Source organism: Paraperibacillus marinus (assembly GCF_046237605.1).
In the GTDB taxonomy this organism is placed as follows: Bacteria; Bacillota; Bacilli; order Bacillales; family DSM-1321; genus Paraperibacillus; species Paraperibacillus marinus.
This window is the reverse complement of the sequence record NZ_CP143542.1, coordinates 924,490-943,990: the sequence shown is the minus strand read 5'-3', so window position 1 is coordinate 943,990 and position 19,501 is coordinate 924,490. Positions and strand designations below refer to the sequence as shown.

Here is a 19,501-nt window from a genome sequence, read left to right as displayed (position 1 = left end):
AATGGAATCTTTTGTGAAAGAAAAAAGTATGTTACATTCTAAGTAATTAGTGTTCATTATAAATCATATGTTTTCAGATGTCACGATTTTTTTCTTTATTAATAAAACGCTTTTAAGCGTTAAAGCATAAAAATATTAAAGTAGGTGTGTTCAATGGCTGAAAAGATCTTTGCTCTGGATATAGGTACACACTCGGTTGTAGGCATTATACTTGAAAAGCAGAATGAGCGTTTTCAGGTAATCGAAGCCCTTTCTAAAGAACATTCCGAACGGGCCATGCTGGATGGACAGATTCATGATGTACTTGCCGTATCTTCCATCATACTGGAAATTAAAGAAGCTCTTGAAAAGAAACATGGGAAGCTTGAGAAGGTGTGTGTCGCTGCAGCGGGAAGAGCCCTCAAAACTGAACGTGCTTCCGCGGCATTGAATATTGATGGGCGCCCCCTGCTGCTTCCTGAGGACATCCTCCATCTCGAATTATCCGCCGTACAGCAGGCACAGGCTCAGGTAGCTGTAAAAAGTGACAGCGATAACAGCTACCATTATTACTGTGCCGGATATTCCGTGCTTTACTACAGGCTGGACGGCCAGGAAATAGGGAACCTGATTGATCAAAGCGGGGTCGAAGCAAGCGTTGAGATCATCGCTACCTTTCTCCCGAAGGTCGTCGTAGAATCCCTCCTGGCCGCTCTTAAGCGCGCCGGTCTTGAAATGCAGGCCCTGACGCTTGAACCGATCGCGGCCATACATGTGCTGATTCCCCAGTCAATGAGAAGGCTAAATGTGGCACTGGTGGATATTGGAGCAGGCACTTCGGATATCGCCTTGACCGAAATGGGAACCGTCGCAGCTTATGGCATGGTCCCCATAGCAGGCGATGAAATCACGGAGGCAATCAGTGATGCGTTCCTCCTTGATTTTCCGCTTGCAGAGCAGACCAAGAGGAGGCTTAATGAACCGGGGGCCATTAAGGTCACAGATATATTGGGTTTTGAAACGGAGATTTTCAGGGCAGAGGCAATAAAAAGCATCTCGCCTGCCATCCACAAGCTAGCTGATGCGATTGCTGCTGAGATACACAGGCTGAATAATGCTAAACCCCCAAAGGCGGTCATGCTCGTCGGCGGAGGCAGCCTAACCCCTGACCTGCCGCGGATTTTAGCCGAAAAGCTTGAACTGCCGGAAAACCGGATAGCGATCCGCGGCATAGAAGCTATTGCAAACCTAAGCTTTTCAGAAGGCATCAATAAGGGGCCGGAGCTCGTAACACCGATCGGGATTGCCGTAAGCTCGTCAAACAGCCCTGTCCAATATAAAAGTATCCTTGTGAACGGAAGGACCATCCGACTCTTTGACATGAAAAAGCTGACGGTCGGCGACTGTATCCTCGCTGCCGGGATTAAGCTTGGCAGTCTGTATGGCGAAGGCGGCCCTTCTTATGAAGTATCCCTGAATGGTGAATCCATCACCCTTCCCGGCTCACCGGGATCTCCGCCATCCATCACTCTGGATGGAGAAGTTTGTTCACTTCAGACAGTGGTTAAAAACAACAGCTCACTGACAGTTGAGAAAGGCTCGGATGGAGAGACTACTCCCATCATGGTAAAGGACCTGCTGGATGACATCCCCCGTAAGGCCATTACCATTAATGGCATCCATTATGTCGTTGAAGCGGTCATTAAATTGAACGGCCGGGCTTCGTCGGGCGGGGAACGATTAAAGCCCGGAGATAAAATCACTTGCAGGCTGCCGGATACCATATCAGCTCTGCTTGAAGCCTTGAAGCTGAATTCCCTGGTTGCCTCCCTGCGTCCTTTTACTGTAAAGCTGAACAATAAAGCCTATACAGTGAGAAGGGCTGCTGGACGGATCTTCAAGAATGGCATTGAAGCAAAGCCTCATTCTCTATACGATGATGAGGATGTCCTCCTGATTGAAAGAAGCGGCCCGATGACGGTTAGACGGCTTGCTGAAGAACTTCAAATGATCCTGGACTATGCCATCACGGTGACCTTTAATGGCAAGAAGATTCAGCTTCAAAAGGACATTTTAAGCTTTTACCGCGGTGATGAGAAACTGGATGAGGAGGATATCATAATGGACGGAGAAGAGCTCAAAATGACAGAGCGAAAAGTCGAACCTTTTATATTCCAGGATATCTTTAATATAGTAGAGGTTGACATGCCGCTGCACGCTTCAAGGAGTTTCCTCCTCCTGAAGAACAACGAAGAAACGGCCTTTCATGAAAAAATTCAGTCCGGAGATGATTTAAAGCTTCTTTGGCCATCCGCTCCTGCGCCATACTGATAAACAATAGGAAAGGGTGCCCAAAATCAAACTTATGGGCACCCGCTTTTTATTTTTCAGCAGCTGAATATAGGAGAAGCCTTTTTATCTACTAGACTAATTTAAGCCCTTTTGGCCAGATATTCGTAAAAAAGTAAAAGGAGCCTTCCCAATGAGAAAGCTCCCTGTTTTAGCCCTGCACAGCGTCCCGAAGTGATTTAGCTGTAATTTTCCAATGTGAGGCATTCCATACAGGCTTGCCATTTTTAAAAAGGATCGCTTGAGGAGATTCATGCTTCACTGCAAATTCCTCTGATACATAATTGGAAAGCGGACGTGCTTCCTGAACTGTCAGATAAGCTGTGTTTACATCAGCTTCCCCTGCAAACTCTTCATATTCCTCGAAGGCTGCCTGGCTAACCGGGCATGTCAGGCTGTGTTTAATCAGCAGGAATGTATCCTGCGCATTCAGTTCCTGAAACTGATCTTGTGATAATATTTTTTTCAAAGGCATATCTATTCATTCTCCTCTCAATTTTGATAATGGAAACAATAAGAAGGCGATGAAGCAATAGTACCACTTCACCGCCTTAATTGCCAAAAGCTTAACCTGATCCAGTCTGAATCAGCTCATTATTTTTTGTTTGATGAATTTTTATTGCCTTTGTTTGAATTAGAATCAGAATAAGAATTGCTGTTCTTTTCAGAAACGCCTTTTCCTGTGATGCTTGTTACATCCGCACCGCCAGCCAGGTCTGTATCATCTGTCAGGCCCGCTGAAGTCCCCGTAGTTAAGTCAGCTGCACCTGTAGTCAAATCTGCAGTTGTCAAGGAATCGGCAGAGTCACCCAGATCTTCAACACCGCTTGTTGTGGTTTCATCATAATCGGTAGGGACGACTGGTTTAATTGAATCAGCTGAGTTGGTGAGACCATACTTTTCAGAGCTGCTTCCACCCTCGCTGCCCGTATCTTTTCCTGTCATGGTCTTTACCTTGTTCATCAGGTTTTGGGAAGTGCTCGTTACGGCACCAGTGACTGATGACGTACGTTCTTTTGCAGCACCTGCAAACTGTGTTCCTTTTTCCATTGCAGTCTGTCGTATTTTCTCGGTCTTATCAAGCACCTTAGTCGTCTGTGTATTCAAGTCAGTGCGCAGTTCCCTGCCTGACTTTGGAGCCATGAATAGTGCTGTAGCAGCACCGATGATGCCGCCTATCAAGGTACCCATCAGGAAATCCCTGCTGCTCATATTTTCTTTTGTGCCCCTGTATTCCTGATGAAGCTGTTGATTGTCACGGTACACCTGTCCGTTATCACGGTATGCTTGTCCATTTTCACGATATGCCTGATTATTTTCATTCTGTGTCATAATAAATTCCCCTTTTCATTTATATTATTTTAAATAATAACTAAACTCAGTAACGGGATCTTAAGAATCTTTTCTTAGGCAGATTATCGGTAGCCTGCGCCTCTGTTTCTATGCTTCCTGCAGAAGCCGGCTGGGATAAAGCTTGCTTTTGTTTCCATCTATCACGGAGCTCCATGATTGCACTGCTCCATTGAATGATTTGAGCAATTTTTTCTTCATTATGGTCAAGCTTGTCTTGGGCTTTGACCGACACCTTCTGAAGTGTCGTATTGAAGCCCTGGATGGACGTGCCGACATTTTTGACGGCTGTGAATACTGTATCCAGATTTTCTGATTTCTTCTGGATATTCTCTGCAAGATTATTGGTCTTATGCAGCAGCTGTGTGGTTTCGGCTGTGATTCCCTGCAGCTGATTTTCAAGACCCGATAATGTGTGGGATACACTGTCAAGTGTACTTTGCAGTGAATTAAGGGTTTTTGCGAGATACAGTACCAATATTAAGAATGCAATAGCGATGACTGCAACGCTCAGATATAAAATAATTTGCACCAGAACACCTCCTTCAAGTCTACAGTAGTTTAATTACCCGCAAGTGACCAATATAAACTACTAACTATTTTTTCAATATAATCATAAAAAATTCCTTCTTTATCTACATAGTTCTAAAAAATATTCTTGTTTACGGCATGAAAACGAGTAAATAGTAAAAATTATCGGAGATTTCGGTTACAATATTGTTTGATACAAGAAATAATTGGAGGAATTATCATGAAAGATGCCAGAATTGAAAAACTCGCAAAAAATTTGATTAACTATTCCGTCCGCCTTCAAAAAGGTGAAAAAGTTCTAATTGAAAATTTCGGCCTGCAGAGAGACCTTGTAACTGCTTTGGTTAAAGAAGCCTATGCTGCCGGCGGCCAGCCCTTCGTCCTGCTGAAGGATGCTCAGGTGGACAGGGCAATGTTCCTTGGTGCACAGGAAGAGCAATTTAATCTTATCGCTGATTTTGAGGCAAATGTCATGGCTAACATGGATGCCTATATCGGCCTCCGCTCCGGTGACAACATCAATGAGCAGGCAGATGTGCCGTCAGAAAAAATGAAGATCTACGGAGATACAGTTGGGAAGAAGGTACATAGGGAGATACGCGTGCCTAAAACAAAATGGGTGGTACTGAGGTATCCAACATCTTCAATGGCCCAGCTTGCCAAAATGAGCACAGAGGCATTTGAGGACTTCTACTTCGATGTCTGCAATCTGGATTACAGCAAGATGGACAAAGCAATGGACAGCCTGGTTGCATTGATGGATAAAACGGACAAGGTGCGCCTCACAGGGCCTGGGACTGACCTTACATTCTCCATCAAGGATATCCCGTCAATCAAATGTTCCGGCCAGATGAATATACCGGATGGAGAGGTTTATACAGCTCCAGTCCGTGACTCTGTCAATGGGACAATCACGTACAACACACCTTCTCCATACCACGGGTTTACGTTTGAGAACGTCAGCCTGACGTTCAAAGATGGTAAAATCGTGGAAGCATCCGCCAATGACACTGAGCGGATCAACAAAATTTTCGATACAGACGAAGGGGCAAGATTTGTTGGAGAATTCGCCATCGGAGTGAATCCATACATCCAGACTCCGATGCAGGATATCCTATTCGATGAAAAGATCGATGGTAGCTTCCACTTCACACCGGGACAATGCTATGATGAAGCATTTAACGGCAACCACTCCAATATTCATTGGGATATGGTCAATATTCAGCGTCCGGAATATGGCGGCGGCGAAATCTACTTTGATGATGTTCTTATCAGAAAAGACGGCCGTTTTGTACTGCCTGAGCTTGAACAGCTGAATCCTGAAAACCTAAAATAAACGGCTAAAAGGCTGGCTCCTGTAAGAAGGAGCCAGCCTTTTCCATTACTATTATTGGTGCATGAGCAGGTTTTCGTAGGCAACCTGGAACTTCTGGATATCTCCCGCACCCATGAACAGGATGACACCTTCTTTGTGCTTTAATAAAGGGGCTGTGTCCTCTTCATGAATCAGCTCAGCTCCCGGTATTTTTTCCCTCAGGTCCTCAATGGTCAGTTTCCCCTGGTTCTCCCTGGCAGAGCCAAAGATGTCGCAAAGGTAAACCTTATCCGCAAGATTCAGGCTTCCTGCAAAATCAGCGAGGAAGGTCTGTGTTCTGCTGAACGTATGAGGCTGGAATACCGCAATCACTTCTCTGCCGGGATATTTCTTCCTGGCTGAATCGATCGTGACGGTAATCTCTGTCGGATGATGTGCATAGTCATCAATGATTACCTGCCCATCCACCACTTTTTCTGAAAAACGCCGCTTTACGCCGCCAAACGTTTTCAATTGCTGTTTTACGGCCTCAACGTCAATATCCTCATAGTGGCACAATGCAATGACGGCAAGCGCGTTCAGGACATTGTGATTCCCGAAGGATGGGATGGAGAAGGATTGATAATAGGTGTTCCGGACATAGACCTCAAAGGAAGTGCCTTCGCTCGAAGTAGCCACATTTCTGGCCTGGAAGTCATTCTCTGGACTGAAGCCGTAAAAGATTACAGGAACCTTGGCCTGGATACGCTGAAGCTGTTCGTCATCCCCGCACGCGATGATCCCTTTTCCTACCTGGACCGCCATATCCTGAAATGCCTGAAAAACATCATCGATGCTTGAGAAATAGTCAGGATGGTCAAAGTCTATATTGGTCATGATGGCATAATCCGGATGATAGGATAGAAAATGGCGGCGGTATTCACAGGCTTCAAAAACAAAGTACTCTGCTTCCGCATTCCCTTTGCCTGTCCCGTCACCAATTAAGTATGAAGTAGGTTTGGCGCCCATCATTACATGAGCAAGAAGACCCGTCGTCGAGGTTTTCCCGTGGGCTCCCGTAATCCCTACACTAGTGAAGTTCTTCATAAAATCGCCCAGGAATCGGTGATATCTGATTACCGGCAGGCCGAGTTCCATGGCAGCCTGTATTTCAACATGACTGTCAGGAAATGCGTTTCCTGCGATGATGGTCATCCCAGGCTGGATGTTTTCCTTGTCAAAAGGCAGGATCCTGATTCCTGATTTTTCTAAGCCGGCTTGTGTGAAGAAGCGTTTCTCCACATCGGAGCCTTGCACATTATAGTTCATATCATGAAGGACCTGAGCCAGCGCACTCATCCCCGAGCCCTTAATTCCAACAAAATGATAAACAGTCATAGAGAGAACCTCCAGCAATCGTCTACTGTATGACAGTATAGGACGTGATCGTTTTTTTATTTTCTTCAAATCGTTCCATTACTAGTTTTATGTTCTAATTTTAAACAGCTTGTTAATTATAACATTTAAGAGCAGCATGAGCCATAAAAAGGGTAAAACAATCACTAATGATTCAGAAAGGAACCTAAATTATAATAGTAGTATAGTCATTTTAAGTCAACTGCTATCAAAAATCATGAAAAAGAATCCATGAGCATGAATCATAAATTATGTAACACCATTATATACATTTTCCCCGCGGATGTTCTGCACACGCCCCTGCAGCCGATGAGTCATAGGCTTTGAAGCATGCATAATAGAAAGGATACCATGATCTACACCATGGTACCCGCATTCTGAATATAATCCAGTTCTTCCTCGGAAATCAGGACATCCCTCGGCTTGCTTCCCCTTGCTTCGGAAATGATTCCTCTATCCTCCATCATTTCAATGAGCCTTGCAGCCCTGTTGTAGCCAATATGGAATCTTCGCTGCAGGCTTGATGCCGATGCAGTGCTCTGGATCACAACAAATTCACAGGCTTCATAAAAAAGATCATCCGTTTCATCATTCAGCTGTGTCTTCTTCATCAATTCATCCTGATGGAATAAATATTGCGGACCCTGCTGTTCCTTAACATGCTGAACGACTTGATCGATTTCATCGTCAGTCACGAATGTTCCCTGGATCCTGACTGTTTTGGAGGATCCGTTCTCAGCAAACAGCATATCCCCCCTGCCAAGCAGTTTTTCTGCACCACCCGCATCTATGATGGTACGGGAATCAATCTGTGAAGAAACAGAGAAGGCAATCCTTGTCGGTATATTCGCTTTGATCAGCCCTGTGATGACATCCACTGACGGACGCTGTGTTGCCAATATCAGGTGTATTCCGCAGGCACGGGCCTTTTGGGCAATGCGGCAGATTGCCTCTTCGACATCTGCAGGAGCGGCCATCATCAAATCAGCCAGCTCATCGATGATAATCAGCAGGAGCGGAAGCTTCTGGGAGTATTGCCCAGCCTGTGCGCACTTTTCGTTATAACGGTTTATATCCCTTACGCCTCCATGGGCAAAAAGCTCATACCTTCGTTCCATTTCCTCGACAGCCCATTTAAGGGCAGCGGTCGCCGCCTTCACATCTGTGATGACCGGGCTGACCAGATGCGGTATATGATTATAAGGCGCGAGTTCGACCATTTTCGGATCGATCAGCAGCAGCTTCAATTCCTGCGGCGTAGATTTATACAATAAACTTACCAGCATCGTATTGATGCACACGCTTTTCCCTGAACCCGTAGCACCGGCGATCAAGCCATGCGGCATTTTCCTTAAATCGGTAACCACCGGTCCGCCTGATATATCGAGCCCAAGCGCAACCGAAAGCGGGGAAGGATCGTCCTTGAAAGCCGGGCTCCCGAGCACCTCCCTCAGAAATACGGGCTTGCTTTTGCGGTTCGGTATTTCAATGCCAATCGTATGCTTTCCTGGAATGGGAGCTTCAATCCTGATATCTTTTGCGGCCATGCTGAGTTTAATGTCATCAGATAAATTGGTTACTTTATTTACCTTCACCCCTGGCTCGGGCTGCACTTCAAATCTTGTTACAGACGGGCCCTGCGCGATATTCACAACTTTTGCACGGACATTGAAATTCAGGAGTGTTTCGTTTAAAATTTCAGACTGCTCCACAAGCCACTCGCGGTCGCTTTCCGACTGGACAGGCGGGGTAAGCAGATTGATTGAGGGGAACTCATAATGAGTCTGCCCTGGTTCTTCAGCCTCTTCCATCCTCTGTTCGGATGCTGCCGCAATGGGAAGCACCTTGCTATGACTTACCGCGGAGGCCGCCGGTTTGGAATGAAGTTTTTTTTTATCCTGTTTAAGCATCACAACATTGAAAGGAATCGTCTTAGCCTTCTTGGCAGGCATCACAGATGATGGCTCGTCCGCCGCGATCTCCCCTTGCGGTTCAGTCACATACTCTGTTGGTTCTGCAGCTTCCTGGGAAGCCGTGTCCATATTAAGTTCAGTTTCCGGCATGGAGATAACATGTTCTGGAATCTCCTGAACAGGCAGGACCTGTTCTTCCTGTTCCTCAAAATCTGCCCGTTCTTCAGGTAATGAGGACTCTTCCTCCGGGAATCGTTCGGCTCCTTGTTCGTGGTGGAACTTTAAGAGAGGCGCTGCCTCCGTATAGTCTTCAAGCTCAGGAGCGGTGAATTCCACTTCCGGAACTTCTTCAGTCTTTACTTCCTGCGGTTCATTTTTTTCAAGCATTGGCATCTCAGAAGCAGGTTCAGCTGTCAATGGCAGGTTTTCCAGTCCTTCCATCAACCCGGCTGCGATATCTGCCTCTGCCGGAGGATTCAGGCTGTCTGTTAAAATAGCTGGTCTCTGCTTGAAGCCATAGATGGGCGAAGGAATTTCAGTCGGCCTGAATGGCCGCTTTTTCGTTTCCTGATAAGGAACCTTGGCCGCTTTTTCCTGCTTTACGCTGCGTTCACGGACTTCCGCTGCTTTAGGTCTCATGGCAGGCTGACTGCTTTGTCTGCCTGCCTTCTCATTCCGCACCCTTCTGTTATGAACCAGTTCATCATCCGAGATAACCGGGAAGCGGAATTGTCCCTTCGGATATTGATAAGAAATCCTGGCATCGACATCCCGCCTGTTCCGGCCAGACTGGCCGATAATCGGGGTGATGGGTTTATAGTCATCCAGCTCTTTAGATAGATCTTCAATGATGGGTTCCTGCAATTTGGATGGTTTACCCGATTGAAAGACCTTTGCCTTAGCCTGTTCAATTTTACGCTGCAGCTCTTCTTCCTCTATGGATTCATCCACTATAATTTCTTCAACTTCAATAATTTCTTCTTCCTGATGAAAGAGATTAGAAATCTTTTTCATTAGCCATTTCAATGAAATCACTCTTTCTATTTTTTTACTTATCCTGTGGCATGTTTAAAGCCTTCGGGGTATGTACCTCCTTGATCTCCGAAGGGGTAACCATCATGTGAAACTTGAATTCTTCACTCTAGTTTAACAGGTATTCATAAAGAAGGAAGTAAAAACCGCAAGATTAGTCTAATGTATCCCTCTATATGGCCTGACTACATTTTGTTCCCTGAGTTACCGCTCTTCAAACTGAGCTTAAAGACTCGACTTTTTACAAGAAATATCCCCGCCTTACATATTTTCGGAAGTGTTTGGCCAGGTTCCTGCGTCCAAGCTACTATTCAAAAGCTTAGTAACATAATAAGTGTAACAAGTAATTATATCAGGTTTTGTAAAAAGGAAATATCATTTTTTTCCGTAACAAGCAAAAAAAACCGCGGCAGCGGTTTTTCGGACATCATTTTTCTTGGTCTTCTTCTTTGGAGCGATTTTTGCCCAGGATGAAAACCGGCTCCAGCTCTCCATCTTCATATAAGAAGGATAAAGCAGTAACCGGCACATTGCCCGAGGCAAAAAAGCTCATGGCCATCTGGGCGAGCACATCATAGCCGGTGTGGTTCCGGATATCTCCGATGATGATGACATCCTGGTGCGGCACGGCAAGAGCCATCGTACCTTCCACACTGGACTTCAGACTGTCAAGCCAGGAAGTGTTGAGTATCCTGCTCGCATCGTAACCATCATTTGTGTTCAAGAAATAAAAGACATTTCCTGCTACGGTGTCTTCCTTCAGTGTGACAGGCAGGGATCTTACATTAAAGCGGGCGATTTCACGGATCCTCCCCTTTTCCCACCCTTCCCTTTGTATCAATTCGTCATCAATCAAACGGTATGTTGTACCAAGATCAAGAGCATAGTAAATCCTTGTTTCTGCTGTATGTTCATCATAAAAGAAAGACACACCTTCCCTTGTTTCTGCCGGAAAAGAGGCAGAGCGGATAACTGGAAGGATTTTCTTTTCATTGCCTTCAAGGCTTTGGCTCCCCCCCATTACGGAAAGGCCCTCATCCACATAATAGACCACTTCTTCAATGGCCTTATCTTTTCTCGTTTCCCATTTTGCCAGAATTCCGGACAGCTCAATGGTGATTCCCTTTCCCGAACTGTCATTAACAATCCTGAGCGATTCTTTCTCCCGGTCAAAATGGAATGTCCGGCCAGGGCCCTGAAGCTTTTCCACCAGGATATTCTTTAATTTGGCAGCTGTCATTTTCATCGTGCCACCTCCTCATCTACTCTTCTTTGTCGTCAAAGTCCCTGTATGAAGCTCTCGATTTCTTCCCTGGTTTTTCTGTCCTTGCTGACAAACCTTCCTGTCTCGCGTCCATCCTCAAATGCGAGGAAACTCGGAATTCCGTATATAGAATTGTCAGCACATATTTCAATAAATTGATCTCTGTCTACATAAACAAACGTAAAATCCTTGTACTCTGCTTCAACCTCCGGCATGAAAGGATCGATGAACCTGCAATCCGGACACCAATCTGCTGAAAATAAAAAAATGGTTTTTCCATTCTCTTTTAATGAGTTGAATTGCTCAGCCGATTCTAACTTTTTCATATATAAAACTCCTTCACTGTTTACTAATATAAATTGGCTTATACAGCCTGATAATAACAGACCCCTGAAACTAAGACTATAAAAAAGCTTATCAAGCTAAAAACTGAGAAATGGGTTGAGAATTGTCAGAAAATACTATAAATTAGGAAATAATAGTATATTATGCCTAAAGAAGGAGACGTCACATGAAAACAATAAGGGCCAAAGTCCGATTTATGCTTATTATTGCCATAAGCAGTGCCATCCTGCTCGGAACCTTCAATATTATTTCCAACATACTTCAAAATTCTGCAGGGAATAAGCAGCTCCGGCTGAACAAGGCGGTCAATGCCAGCAAGGACATCAAATATAATATGGCAGTAACCAGGAAATTCGAACAGCAATATCTTCGTGAGCCTATGTCGATTACTTCCGAGATGGCAGTCAGAAACAATCTTCAGGTCCGGACAAAAGCCCGTGACCTGGCAAAGGAGTATACCGATCATCCAGATATAGCGGCTCTTTTTAAAAAAATTGAAAAATCCGCAAGCAAATACCGCACCCAATTTCTCATCCTGATTAACATGTACCAGGAGATCGGCTACAACCCCAGTGAAGGATTAAAGGGCAAAATTTCCGGTGCAGAAAAAAACATCATGGCATTCTTCGCTGAAAATAAAAGCGAAGCCCTGTCCAAGCAGTTTTCAGAAATCACCCTGTTTGAAAAGCAGTTCCTGATAACCAAAGATGAAGAAGCCTATAAGAAGTTCCTGACACTTTCAAGCAATTTTGAACAGACTGTCAGTTCTTCTGAATTAAAACCCGAACAAAAGAAAATTCTCCTTTCTTTATTTGAACGGTTTTATGGATCCACCAAAGTTATGATGGCCAATTATTTCATAACGGAGGACTATGTTGAATCTTTTAATAAGGCTGGGACTTCGGTAGAAAATGCTGCCTATGAAGTGGATAAAAAGGTTACGGCTGCTGAGAGTGAGCTTGGCGACAGTATAGCCCGCCAATCCCGCATCATCTTTTCAGCTTCCCTTCTCATCACGATCATTCTGACCACAGCCCTGCTGATGGCGGGATTATATTTAATAAGAGCCATCAGCCGTTCCATTGCCTCATTGAAACGCGGCGCTGAAAAAATAGGGCATGGAGACCTGACAGCCCGCGTCCAAAAAATAGCGGATGATGAAATGGGAGACCTCGCTGATACGTTTAACATCATGGCAGAAAAAGTGTATGCTTCCCTTACCAGTGTCATGGTGTCAGCTGAACGGCTCCACTCTTCGTCACAAAGCCTTGCAGCCATTTCTGAAGAAACATCCGCACAATCCGGGGAAGTGAATGAAGCCATCCGGCAGGTGGCCGCCGGTGCCAGCATCCAGACTGCAAAGCTTGAGGAAAGCAACCGGGTCATCATGGATGCCGCTCTTTCGATAGACGATTCGGAAAATGCTGCGCGGACGATAGCATATGAAGCAAAGAGAACCGAAAAGGAGGGCAGTCAGGCCTTGTGGTCATTGAGTCACTCGAATCCGTTTCAAGCAGCTTTATGGAGCTGGCCGGCCATCTGGCCGGTCAGGTTGAACAAGCTTCTCTTCAATCCCGTGAAATATCAGGCATCGTTGGAACCATCCAGGAAATCGCTGATAACACCAACCTCCTTGCACTGAATGCCACAATTGAATCCGCCAGGGCCGGGGTTGCCGGAAGAAGCTTTGCGGTTGTTGCCGATGAGGTCAGGAAGCTTGCAGAACGTTCAAAGTCTGAAGCCGCAAATATACAGACACTGATCACAAGCATGAACCACCAGATGTCGAAGCTGATGGAAGAAGCGAAAAAATTCAACGATTACAAAGAGAAACAAAGCCAGTCGGTTAATCAGACGAAAAGCGCTTTTGAAAATATCGTATCAAGCGTTTCCTCAATCAGTGAGAAAATTCATGCGGTCGAAAATTCGATTATAGGTGTACAGCATGCCAATTCTTTGCTGACCGAACGCATGGGAGCTGTCCACCAGATCTCCGAACAGTCAGCCGCCTCCTCCCAGCAGGTAAGCGCCGCGAGTGAAACCCAGCTCCTTGCCATTTCCCAGGTGAATGAAGCGGCCGGGGAGCTCAGTGTCATTGCATCCGGACTACAGGACGTTGTTTCGCAGTTCCAGTTGAAGAGCCCATTACAGAAATCTGAGCAGGAAGCGTCTTCCGCTCGAAGAAGCCGTTTCAGCTTAAAGAGGAAAAGAACAAGCCCTGCTGAATAGGATGTAAAAAGGCTGCGGAGCCATTTCCGCAGCCTTTTTGATATAGGACGTTTTCTCATACTATTGACCAAGACAGTTGATTTCCGCTTCCAATCAACCGGTTAAACTGGGGATGTTCAGCGGTCCTTTTCAGCCTCGGCATATTCCCACTGCCCAAGCAGCATTTCAACTATATGGGCAAACATTTGATTCCTTTTGATCCGCCCATTGGTAAATACCCCGATGGCCCCTTCGCTCTTTCGTATTTCCTTTTTTTTCGTAAAATCTTCCATGACCGGCCCGAGCTCCCCGCCTGCCAAAAGCCGGTCTGCCACCTCTTTTGGAAGCGGAATTCTTGCGCCACCTGCAATCATCACTTCATTTTCATTTGTCACAAGAGCGCCCCAGTTGCAGACATACACACCTCGTTCAGTCTGCACGACACCCCCTTCCAGCCCGAAGCCGATATCTGCTCCTGATGTCTCAAGCGCCCCCAGGGCACGGTTTATTGCCCCCTGGATCGTTTCTTCATCTGTAAAAGGCTGTTCCGAAACTCCTGATGGTACATCCACAGGCCTCACTTCCGCTCCCATCGAACCAAGCGCGTCCCGGACTGCTCCGACTTTGGCAGGATTATGACTTCCGATCGCTGCTTTTATCATCATATTATCAACCCTTCCAATCAGACATTTTGATGAATGGTTTCAACCAATGTTTTGTCCGTGCTTTTTACCAGCTTGACTATTAGTTCCTTTGCTGCTGCATAATCGTCAACATGCATGATGGCTGCTGATGTATGGATATACCTTGAACAGATGCCGATGACGGCGCTTGGCACGCCTTCACCTGACAGGTGGATGCTGCCGGCATCCGTTCCTCCGGCTGGTGCAACAAAATATTGATAAGGAATCTTATTATCCTCTGCCGTCTGGATGATAAATTCCCTCATTCCCCTGTGCATCACCATCGTGCGATCCAGAATCCGGAGCAGCGCTCCCTGTCCCAGCTGGCCAAATTCATGCTTATTGCCTGACATATCATTTGCCGGACTTGCATCAAGCGCATAAAAAATATCAGGCTTGACGAGTGCAGCTGCAGTCTGTGCCCCTCTCAGCCCCACTTCCTCCTGTACCGTTGCACCGGAATACAGAGTATTAGGAAGGCTTTCATTCTGCAGTTCTTTCATAAGTTCAATGGCGAGTCCGCATCCATAGCGGTTGTCCCAAGCTTTGGCCATGATTTTCTTTTTGTTTGCAAGCGGAGTAAACGTACAGTCCGGAACAATCTGCTGCCCCGGCATAATGCCGATAGCCTTGGCGTCTTCCCTGTTGTCGGCACCGATATCTATGAGCATATGTTTCATATCCATCGGTGACTTCCTCTGGGCTTCTGACAGCAGATGGGGAGGAATGGAACCAATCACTCCGATGACCGGACCATTTTTAGTGATAACCTGGACACGCTGCGCCAGGAGCACCTGACTCCACCATCCACCCAGCGGATGGAACCTGATCATCCCATTGTCAGTGATTCCTGTGACCATGAACCCGACTTCATCCATATGTCCCGCTACCATCACAACCGGGCCGCTTTCTCCTTTTTTCACGCCGAAAATACTCCCCAGCTTATCCTGGACAATCTCATCTGAGTATTTTTCAAGCTCGCTCCTCATAAAGTTTCTTACTAAATATTCATTTCCGGGTGCACCCGGCAGTTCAGTCAAAGTTTTAAATAAATCCAGCGTTTCCTGGTTCATATTAACAGCCCCTTCCGGCATTTAATCAGCATTTTAATTTTATAGATAAATACGAACTCTTACCACAATTGCACCTCGTACAGGCAAAAACCTAATAATTCCTGCTATACTATAACCACATTGACAATAAGATATTAAAAAGAGGTGGATACATTTGAATTGGAAATCCTTTGCGTTAGGGGCCTTAGCCGGATTCGCTGCAGGCTACGGTGCAAAAATGGCCCGGCAGTCCGCTGACACACCGCCGGAAACAATACTTTCCCATGTGAAATCCGTCCTGAAAAAAGACGGCCGAATACAGGGTTCCTGGATCATCATGAAGCCAGAAGCCTATGAACACCACAGCATCCCTTATACCGTATACAGAGGCGGCATCACAAAAGTTTCCGGGGACATGAATGAACAATATGAATTCATAGCCGATTCAAAGACCGGAACCATCCTTAACTTGATTTCCCATTGAAAAAAGGGCAGTCCATAATATATGGGCTGCCCTTACTCTGCTTATATCTTTTCTCTTTTGATATCTGAAACCATTTCCTTCCCGGATGTATCCCATTTTACTGAACGATATACAGCATCATGGTAAAAAGTGAACCAGGCACCCCTGCCGAGCCCATATTCCATCCATTTCTGCTTTTGACTGATGGAAGTCATCGGATAATCATCATAGGCCAGCACCCATAGTACATTGGAGTGTGCGTGGGTAGGCATTAAATCTGCCATATGGACAATCGTCTCTTTTCCATCCTCAAAAATCAGGATGGAATGACCGTCACTATGGCCTCCTGTATGGACCATCCTAAGGCCCGGCAGAATCTCCATTTCGTCTGTAAACGTTTTCACCTGTGACTGAATGGGTTCCCAGTTTTCTTTCCAATATGTATTCCTGGATCTGATATTTGGTTCGCGTATTTCATTCCATTCCACTTCCGAAGTGAAAATTTCCGCTTGTTTGAAGATGGATTTCCACTCGCCGTCTTCTTCCCTGGTCAACCCGCAGGCATGGTCAAAATGCATATGTGTCAGGAGAATCATATCAATATCCTCTTCCCGAAGGCCAAGTTCGGCCAGGGATTCAGTAAGATTCGATTCCTGTGCTACTCCGTAATTCTTTTTCTGCTTCTCAGTCAGCCTGCCTCTTCCTATACCGCTCTCAATCAGGATGTTTTTCCCATCCTTCTGCACCAGGATTGGATCAGTCCTGAGCTCAATCTGGTTCTTCTCATTCACCTCATACTTTTTCTCCCATAACGCCTTGGGGACTACGCCAAACATGGCCCCTCCATCCAGATAGGTGACTCCACCATCAAGCCAAGTCAAGGTAAAGCCCGCTGCTTTTAATATCTCCACATTAACCCCTCCTGCTTTTAGTTTAGCATTTGCAAAGGCGGGTGTGGAAGCCTGAGCTTTGAATCAAATGAGGAAGGACTATTTAACTCCGCTCCTCCGCAAAATGACCTTCATACCCCCGGTGAAGAACTTTTCAACTCTGTTCCCGTCCCAAAATGTCCTTCATACCCCTGATGAAGGACTTTTCATCTCTATTCCCGCTTCAAAATGTCCTTCATACCCCCGATGAAGGACTTTTCAACTCTATTCCCGCTCCAAAATGTCCTTCATATCCCCGATGAAGGACTTTTCATCTCTATTCCCGTTCCAAAATGTCCTTCATACCCCCGATGAAGAACTTTTCAACTCTGTTCCCGTCCCAAAATGTCCCTCATACCCCCGATGAAGGACTTTTCAACTCTGTACAAGCTCCAAAATGCCCTTCACGCCCCATACACTGCCTTCACACCAAGCGGCACACTCTGGCTATTTCCCAGCGTACTTTTCCACACTGAATCCACAGCGCGGGTCAGACAGAACCCGCCCATGCACCAGAAACCCGGGGGATGACCGCAAAAAAAACCCCGCCAATCATCAGGCAGGGGCAGGGCATCAGTTATTGAATTTGGCTTCCAGACGATAAATCCGGCTGCCTTTTTCGGAGAATTTCTTTTCATATTCAGTCATGACATTTCCTTCAAAGCTGCTGTTGTGAAGGTCGAGTCGTACATCCAGGAGAGTCATGCCATATTGGGACAGACTTGATAGGGAATATTCGAACAAGCCCTGGTTATCCGTTTTAAAATGGATTTCTCCCCCGTTCAGCATAATGTTTTCATATACGCTGAGGAAGGTCTTGAATGTCAGGCGTCTTTTTTCATGACGCGTTTTGGGCCAAGGGTCGGAAAAGTTCAGGTATACCCTGTCCACATCTCCTTTGGCGAAAAATTGTTCAAGGTCGCCTGCGTTTTCATTCATCAATTTCACATTTGGCAGTTCTTCCTCGATAATCCGGTCAAGAGCCGTAATGATGACGCTCGGCGAGAGCTCGATACCGATATAGTTGATATGCGGATTGGCTTTGGCCATCCCTGTTATGAAGCTTCCTTTACCGGTGCCGACTTCAATATGCAGGGGATTGTCGTTTCCGAAAACTTTGTCCCATTCCCCCCGGTGCCGGGTTCCTTCACCGATGACATATTGCGGGTATGAATCCAGCTTTTCTTTTGCCCATGGCTTATGGCGAGTACGCATTGATTTGTTACACTCCTTATTTTTCTTCAGCTTACGCTGCAAGCATGATAATTAAACAAAAAAAGGCTGCAGACAGAGTCAGCCTTTAACCCGGCAGAAGTATAAAAGCGGGGGCAACCAGGTATTCTAATAAGTGCAGGTCACTATATCCCCACAGAAAGGCCGTGCTATTATGCCGCTGTCTTACGAACACCAGGTTACATTGTTGACAGATATCCTGAACAGCCATCAGGCTGATGCCTGCGGTTCTGCCGCAGAATGCGAACAGCTCGAGCGGCTGATCAAATCACTCATGGTAAACACAGATGTGAATTCAAATGTAAAAAGTATATTAGAGGAAATATATCGGTACAGCCAGGGCGGCAGATCTTCACTTGATCTGGACAGCCATATCCTGTCCCATCAAAATCAGATTGCGCAGTGGGTGGAGGAAATAGGGGAATTATCCTAGCAAAGAAGGAAGCTTTCAAGCGATTCATGCCAATAGCTGCTTTCTTCAAAACGCTCCTTGGATAAATGCCACTGTATGGATAATATCGTCTGACAGACCACATACCACTTCATCCTTAATTCCAGTTCAGGGGATAATTCCATCCCATAAAGCTCCAGCCATTCTGCCCAGCCATGCTTCGGGATGTACCAGTATAGGAGCATCCCGAGGTCAATCGCGGGATCGGCAATCATGGCGCCGTCCCAATCGATCAGATATAATTTGTCATCCTGTGTGAGCAGCCAGTTGTTATGGTTCACATCTGAATGGCAGACCACCCAATCATCACATGTAACAAGCCCCACCTTGCTCTCAAGGAACTCCAGGGCCTGGCGGATGATCTTATCTTCTGCCAGCGACGGAGCAAGCCCCGCCTTGATTTCTCCCAAAAGAATCTCCGGTTTTAAAGGAATTTTACCCATTCTCTTCAGCATATTTAATAGCGGGTGGGACTGATGGATTTTACATAACAGTTTAGCTACATTTTCTTGATTCATTTCATCAGGTTTAAGTTCTCTGCTGTTCAGCCAGTGCTGTGCCGTAATGACATCCCCATTTTCCAGCCTTTTTGTCCAGACGAGCTTCGGTACGATGCCTTCTGCTGAAAGAACGGCAAGGAATGGAGAAGAGTTTCTTTTCAGAAACAGCTTTTGGTCATTATTCTTAGCTATGAAGGCTTCTCCTGTAGCTCCTCCGGCTGGGGATATCTCCCAATCCCGGCCTAATAAATATTCCAAATGGTTCACCTTCAATTTTACGGATTAACAGGATTTCCAGAAAAACCCTGATTTTATGAGCAAAATCTTCATTGTTCTAAGCCAATGACAAACATTCTATATTTAGCGTTCTATTAAGTTTATCAGTATACAGCTCTTCCCAGTCATGTTCTGGCACTGCTTGGCGCCGCTTTGTCGCACTAAATTATACAATAGTAAAAAAAGACAGCTACAAATAGCCATCTTTTTAAATTTTAGTTGAAAAAGGGTTT

General features: G+C 45.8%; 18 protein-coding genes. 6 read left to right on the top strand and 12 right to left on the bottom strand.

Annotation, left to right across the window (positions count from 1 at the left end; genetic code table 11):
* Positions 1 to 153 precede the first annotated feature (153 nt).
* Positions 154 to 2,310 (top strand): cell division FtsA domain-containing protein, encoded by a 2,157-nt coding sequence (locus V1498_RS04830; protein WP_409297165.1) that lies wholly within the window; start codon positions 154 to 156, stop codon positions 2,308 to 2,310.
* Between the two features lie 169 nt (positions 2,311 to 2,479).
* Here V1498_RS04830 and ytxJ read toward each other — a convergent pair whose 3' ends face one another.
* The 3 genes from ytxJ to V1498_RS04815 all read right to left on the bottom strand — a co-directional run bounded on the left by ytxJ (position 2,480) and on the right by V1498_RS04815 (position 4,210).
* Entirely contained in the window at positions 2,480 to 2,803 is a 324-nt protein-coding gene (gene ytxJ / locus V1498_RS04825; RefSeq protein ID WP_409297163.1) for a bacillithiol system redox-active protein YtxJ, read from the bottom strand.
* 119 nt (positions 2,804 to 2,922) lie between these two features.
* The gene (locus V1498_RS04820) at positions 2,923 to 3,660 is read right to left on the bottom strand and encodes a YtxH domain-containing protein (RefSeq protein ID WP_409297161.1); all 738 of its coding nucleotides are present in this window, start codon (positions 3,658 to 3,660) and stop codon (positions 2,923 to 2,925) included.
* Between the two features lie 46 nt (positions 3,661 to 3,706).
* Positions 3,707 to 4,210, bottom strand: a complete 504-nt coding sequence (locus V1498_RS04815) for a DUF948 domain-containing protein (RefSeq protein ID WP_409297159.1) — start codon at positions 4,208 to 4,210, stop codon at positions 3,707 to 3,709.
* 219 nt (positions 4,211 to 4,429) lie between these two features.
* On the opposite strand from V1498_RS04815, the gene V1498_RS04810 reads away from it, so the two are divergent.
* The gene (locus V1498_RS04810; RefSeq protein WP_409297157.1) at positions 4,430 to 5,545 is read left to right on the top strand and encodes an aminopeptidase; all 1,116 of its coding nucleotides are present in this window, start codon (positions 4,430 to 4,432) and stop codon (positions 5,543 to 5,545) included.
* Between the two features lie 51 nt (positions 5,546 to 5,596).
* Here the strand turns inward: V1498_RS04810 and murC are convergent, their stop codons facing one another.
* The 4 genes from murC to V1498_RS04790 form a co-directional block, all read right to left on the bottom strand.
* Complete coding sequence (murC, locus tag V1498_RS04805; RefSeq protein ID WP_409297155.1) at positions 5,597 to 6,901, bottom strand: UDP-N-acetylmuramate--L-alanine ligase; 1,305 nt, start codon at positions 6,899 to 6,901, stop codon at positions 5,597 to 5,599.
* Between the two features lie 374 nt (positions 6,902 to 7,275).
* A complete protein-coding gene (locus tag V1498_RS04800) occupies positions 7,276 to 9,858 on the bottom strand; it encodes a DNA translocase FtsK (RefSeq protein WP_409297153.1) in 2,583 nt (860 codons plus the stop codon).
* A gap of 433 nt (positions 9,859 to 10,291) precedes the next feature.
* Positions 10,292 to 11,110, bottom strand: a complete 819-nt coding sequence (locus V1498_RS04795) for a DUF1444 domain-containing protein (protein WP_409297151.1) — start codon at positions 11,108 to 11,110, stop codon at positions 10,292 to 10,294.
* Between the two features lie 32 nt (positions 11,111 to 11,142).
* Positions 11,143 to 11,454, bottom strand: coding sequence for a thioredoxin family protein (locus V1498_RS04790; protein WP_409289873.1), 312 nt, complete (start codon positions 11,452 to 11,454; stop codon positions 11,143 to 11,145).
* Positions 11,455 to 11,639: 185 nt separating this feature from the next.
* Between V1498_RS04790 and V1498_RS04785 the strand changes: the two genes are divergently transcribed.
* Positions 11,640 to 13,115, top strand: a complete 1,476-nt coding sequence (locus V1498_RS04785; RefSeq protein ID WP_409297149.1) for a HAMP domain-containing protein — start codon at positions 11,640 to 11,642, stop codon at positions 13,113 to 13,115.
* Entirely contained in the window at positions 13,001 to 13,702 is a 702-nt protein-coding gene (locus V1498_RS04780; protein WP_409299148.1) for a methyl-accepting chemotaxis protein, read from the top strand. Before V1498_RS04785 ends, V1498_RS04780 begins: the two co-directional genes overlap by 115 nt.
* Before the next feature lie 116 nt (positions 13,703 to 13,818).
* On the opposite strand, the gene V1498_RS04775 is transcribed toward V1498_RS04780, so the two are convergent.
* Both V1498_RS04775 and V1498_RS04770 read right to left on the bottom strand, forming a co-directional pair.
* Positions 13,819 to 14,340, bottom strand: a complete 522-nt coding sequence (locus V1498_RS04775; RefSeq protein WP_409299146.1) for a DUF84 family protein — start codon at positions 14,338 to 14,340, stop codon at positions 13,819 to 13,821.
* A 23-nt stretch (positions 14,341 to 14,363) separates the two neighbouring features.
* Positions 14,364 to 15,437, bottom strand: a complete 1,074-nt coding sequence (locus V1498_RS04770) for a M42 family metallopeptidase (protein ID WP_409297147.1) — start codon at positions 15,435 to 15,437, stop codon at positions 14,364 to 14,366.
* Between the two features lie 154 nt (positions 15,438 to 15,591).
* Between V1498_RS04770 and V1498_RS04765 the strand changes: the two genes are divergently transcribed.
* Positions 15,592 to 15,900: a hypothetical protein gene (locus V1498_RS04765; protein ID WP_409289877.1), complete on the top strand. Its 309-nt coding sequence runs from the start codon at positions 15,592 to 15,594 to the stop codon at positions 15,898 to 15,900.
* Between the two features lie 41 nt (positions 15,901 to 15,941).
* Here V1498_RS04765 and V1498_RS04760 read toward each other — a convergent pair whose 3' ends face one another.
* Together V1498_RS04760 and trmB are read right to left on the bottom strand one after the other, a co-directional pair.
* The gene (locus tag V1498_RS04760) at positions 15,942 to 16,790 is read right to left on the bottom strand and encodes a YtnP family quorum-quenching lactonase (RefSeq protein ID WP_409297146.1); all 849 of its coding nucleotides are present in this window, start codon (positions 16,788 to 16,790) and stop codon (positions 15,942 to 15,944) included.
* A 591-nt stretch (positions 16,791 to 17,381) separates the two neighbouring features.
* Positions 17,382 to 18,023 carry a tRNA (guanosine(46)-N7)-methyltransferase TrmB gene (gene trmB / locus V1498_RS04755; protein ID WP_409297144.1) on the bottom strand — a complete coding sequence of 214 codons (642 nt, stop codon included), beginning with the start codon at positions 18,021 to 18,023 and terminating at the stop codon, positions 17,382 to 17,384.
* A 172-nt stretch (positions 18,024 to 18,195) separates the two neighbouring features.
* On the opposite strand from trmB, the gene V1498_RS04750 reads away from it, so the two are divergent.
* Positions 18,196 to 18,474 carry a YtzH-like family protein gene (locus V1498_RS04750; protein WP_409293421.1) on the top strand — a complete coding sequence of 93 codons (279 nt, stop codon included), beginning with the start codon at positions 18,196 to 18,198 and terminating at the stop codon, positions 18,472 to 18,474.
* Here V1498_RS04750 and V1498_RS04745 read toward each other — a convergent pair.
* Complete coding sequence (locus tag V1498_RS04745; RefSeq protein WP_409297143.1) at positions 18,471 to 19,250, bottom strand: phosphotransferase; 780 nt, start codon at positions 19,248 to 19,250, stop codon at positions 18,471 to 18,473. The genes V1498_RS04750 and V1498_RS04745 overlap by 4 nt on opposite strands.
* Positions 19,251 to 19,501 lie beyond the last annotated feature (251 nt).

Coding starts and splice junctions, on each gene's coding strand:
- V1498_RS04795 (WP_409297151.1), bottom strand. CDS start 11,110: ATGAAAATGACAGCTGCCAAATTAAAGAATATCCTGGTGGAAAAGCTT.
- trmB (WP_409297144.1), bottom strand. CDS start 18,023: ATGCGTACTCGCCATAAGCCATGGGCAAAAGAAAAGCTGGATTCATAC.
- V1498_RS04830 (WP_409297165.1), top strand. CDS start 154: ATGGCTGAAAAGATCTTTGCTCTGGATATAGGTACACACTCGGTTGTA.
- V1498_RS04790 (WP_409289873.1), bottom strand. CDS start 11,454: ATGAAAAAGTTAGAATCGGCTGAGCAATTCAACTCATTAAAAGAGAAT.
- murC (WP_409297155.1), bottom strand. CDS start 6,901: ATGACTGTTTATCATTTTGTTGGAATTAAGGGCTCGGGGATGAGTGCG.
- V1498_RS04785 (WP_409297149.1), top strand. CDS start 11,640: ATGAAAACAATAAGGGCCAAAGTCCGATTTATGCTTATTATTGCCATA.
- V1498_RS04820 (WP_409297161.1), bottom strand. CDS start 3,660: ATGACACAGAATGAAAATAATCAGGCATATCGTGAAAATGGACAAGCA.
- V1498_RS04770 (WP_409297147.1), bottom strand. CDS start 15,437: ATGAACCAGGAAACGCTGGATTTATTTAAAACTTTGACTGAACTGCCG.
- V1498_RS04750 (WP_409293421.1), top strand. CDS start 18,196: ATGCCGCTGTCTTACGAACACCAGGTTACATTGTTGACAGATATCCTG.
- ytxJ (WP_409297163.1), bottom strand. CDS start 2,803: ATGCCTTTGAAAAAAATATTATCACAAGATCAGTTTCAGGAACTGAAT.
- V1498_RS04810 (WP_409297157.1), top strand. CDS start 4,430: ATGAAAGATGCCAGAATTGAAAAACTCGCAAAAAATTTGATTAACTAT.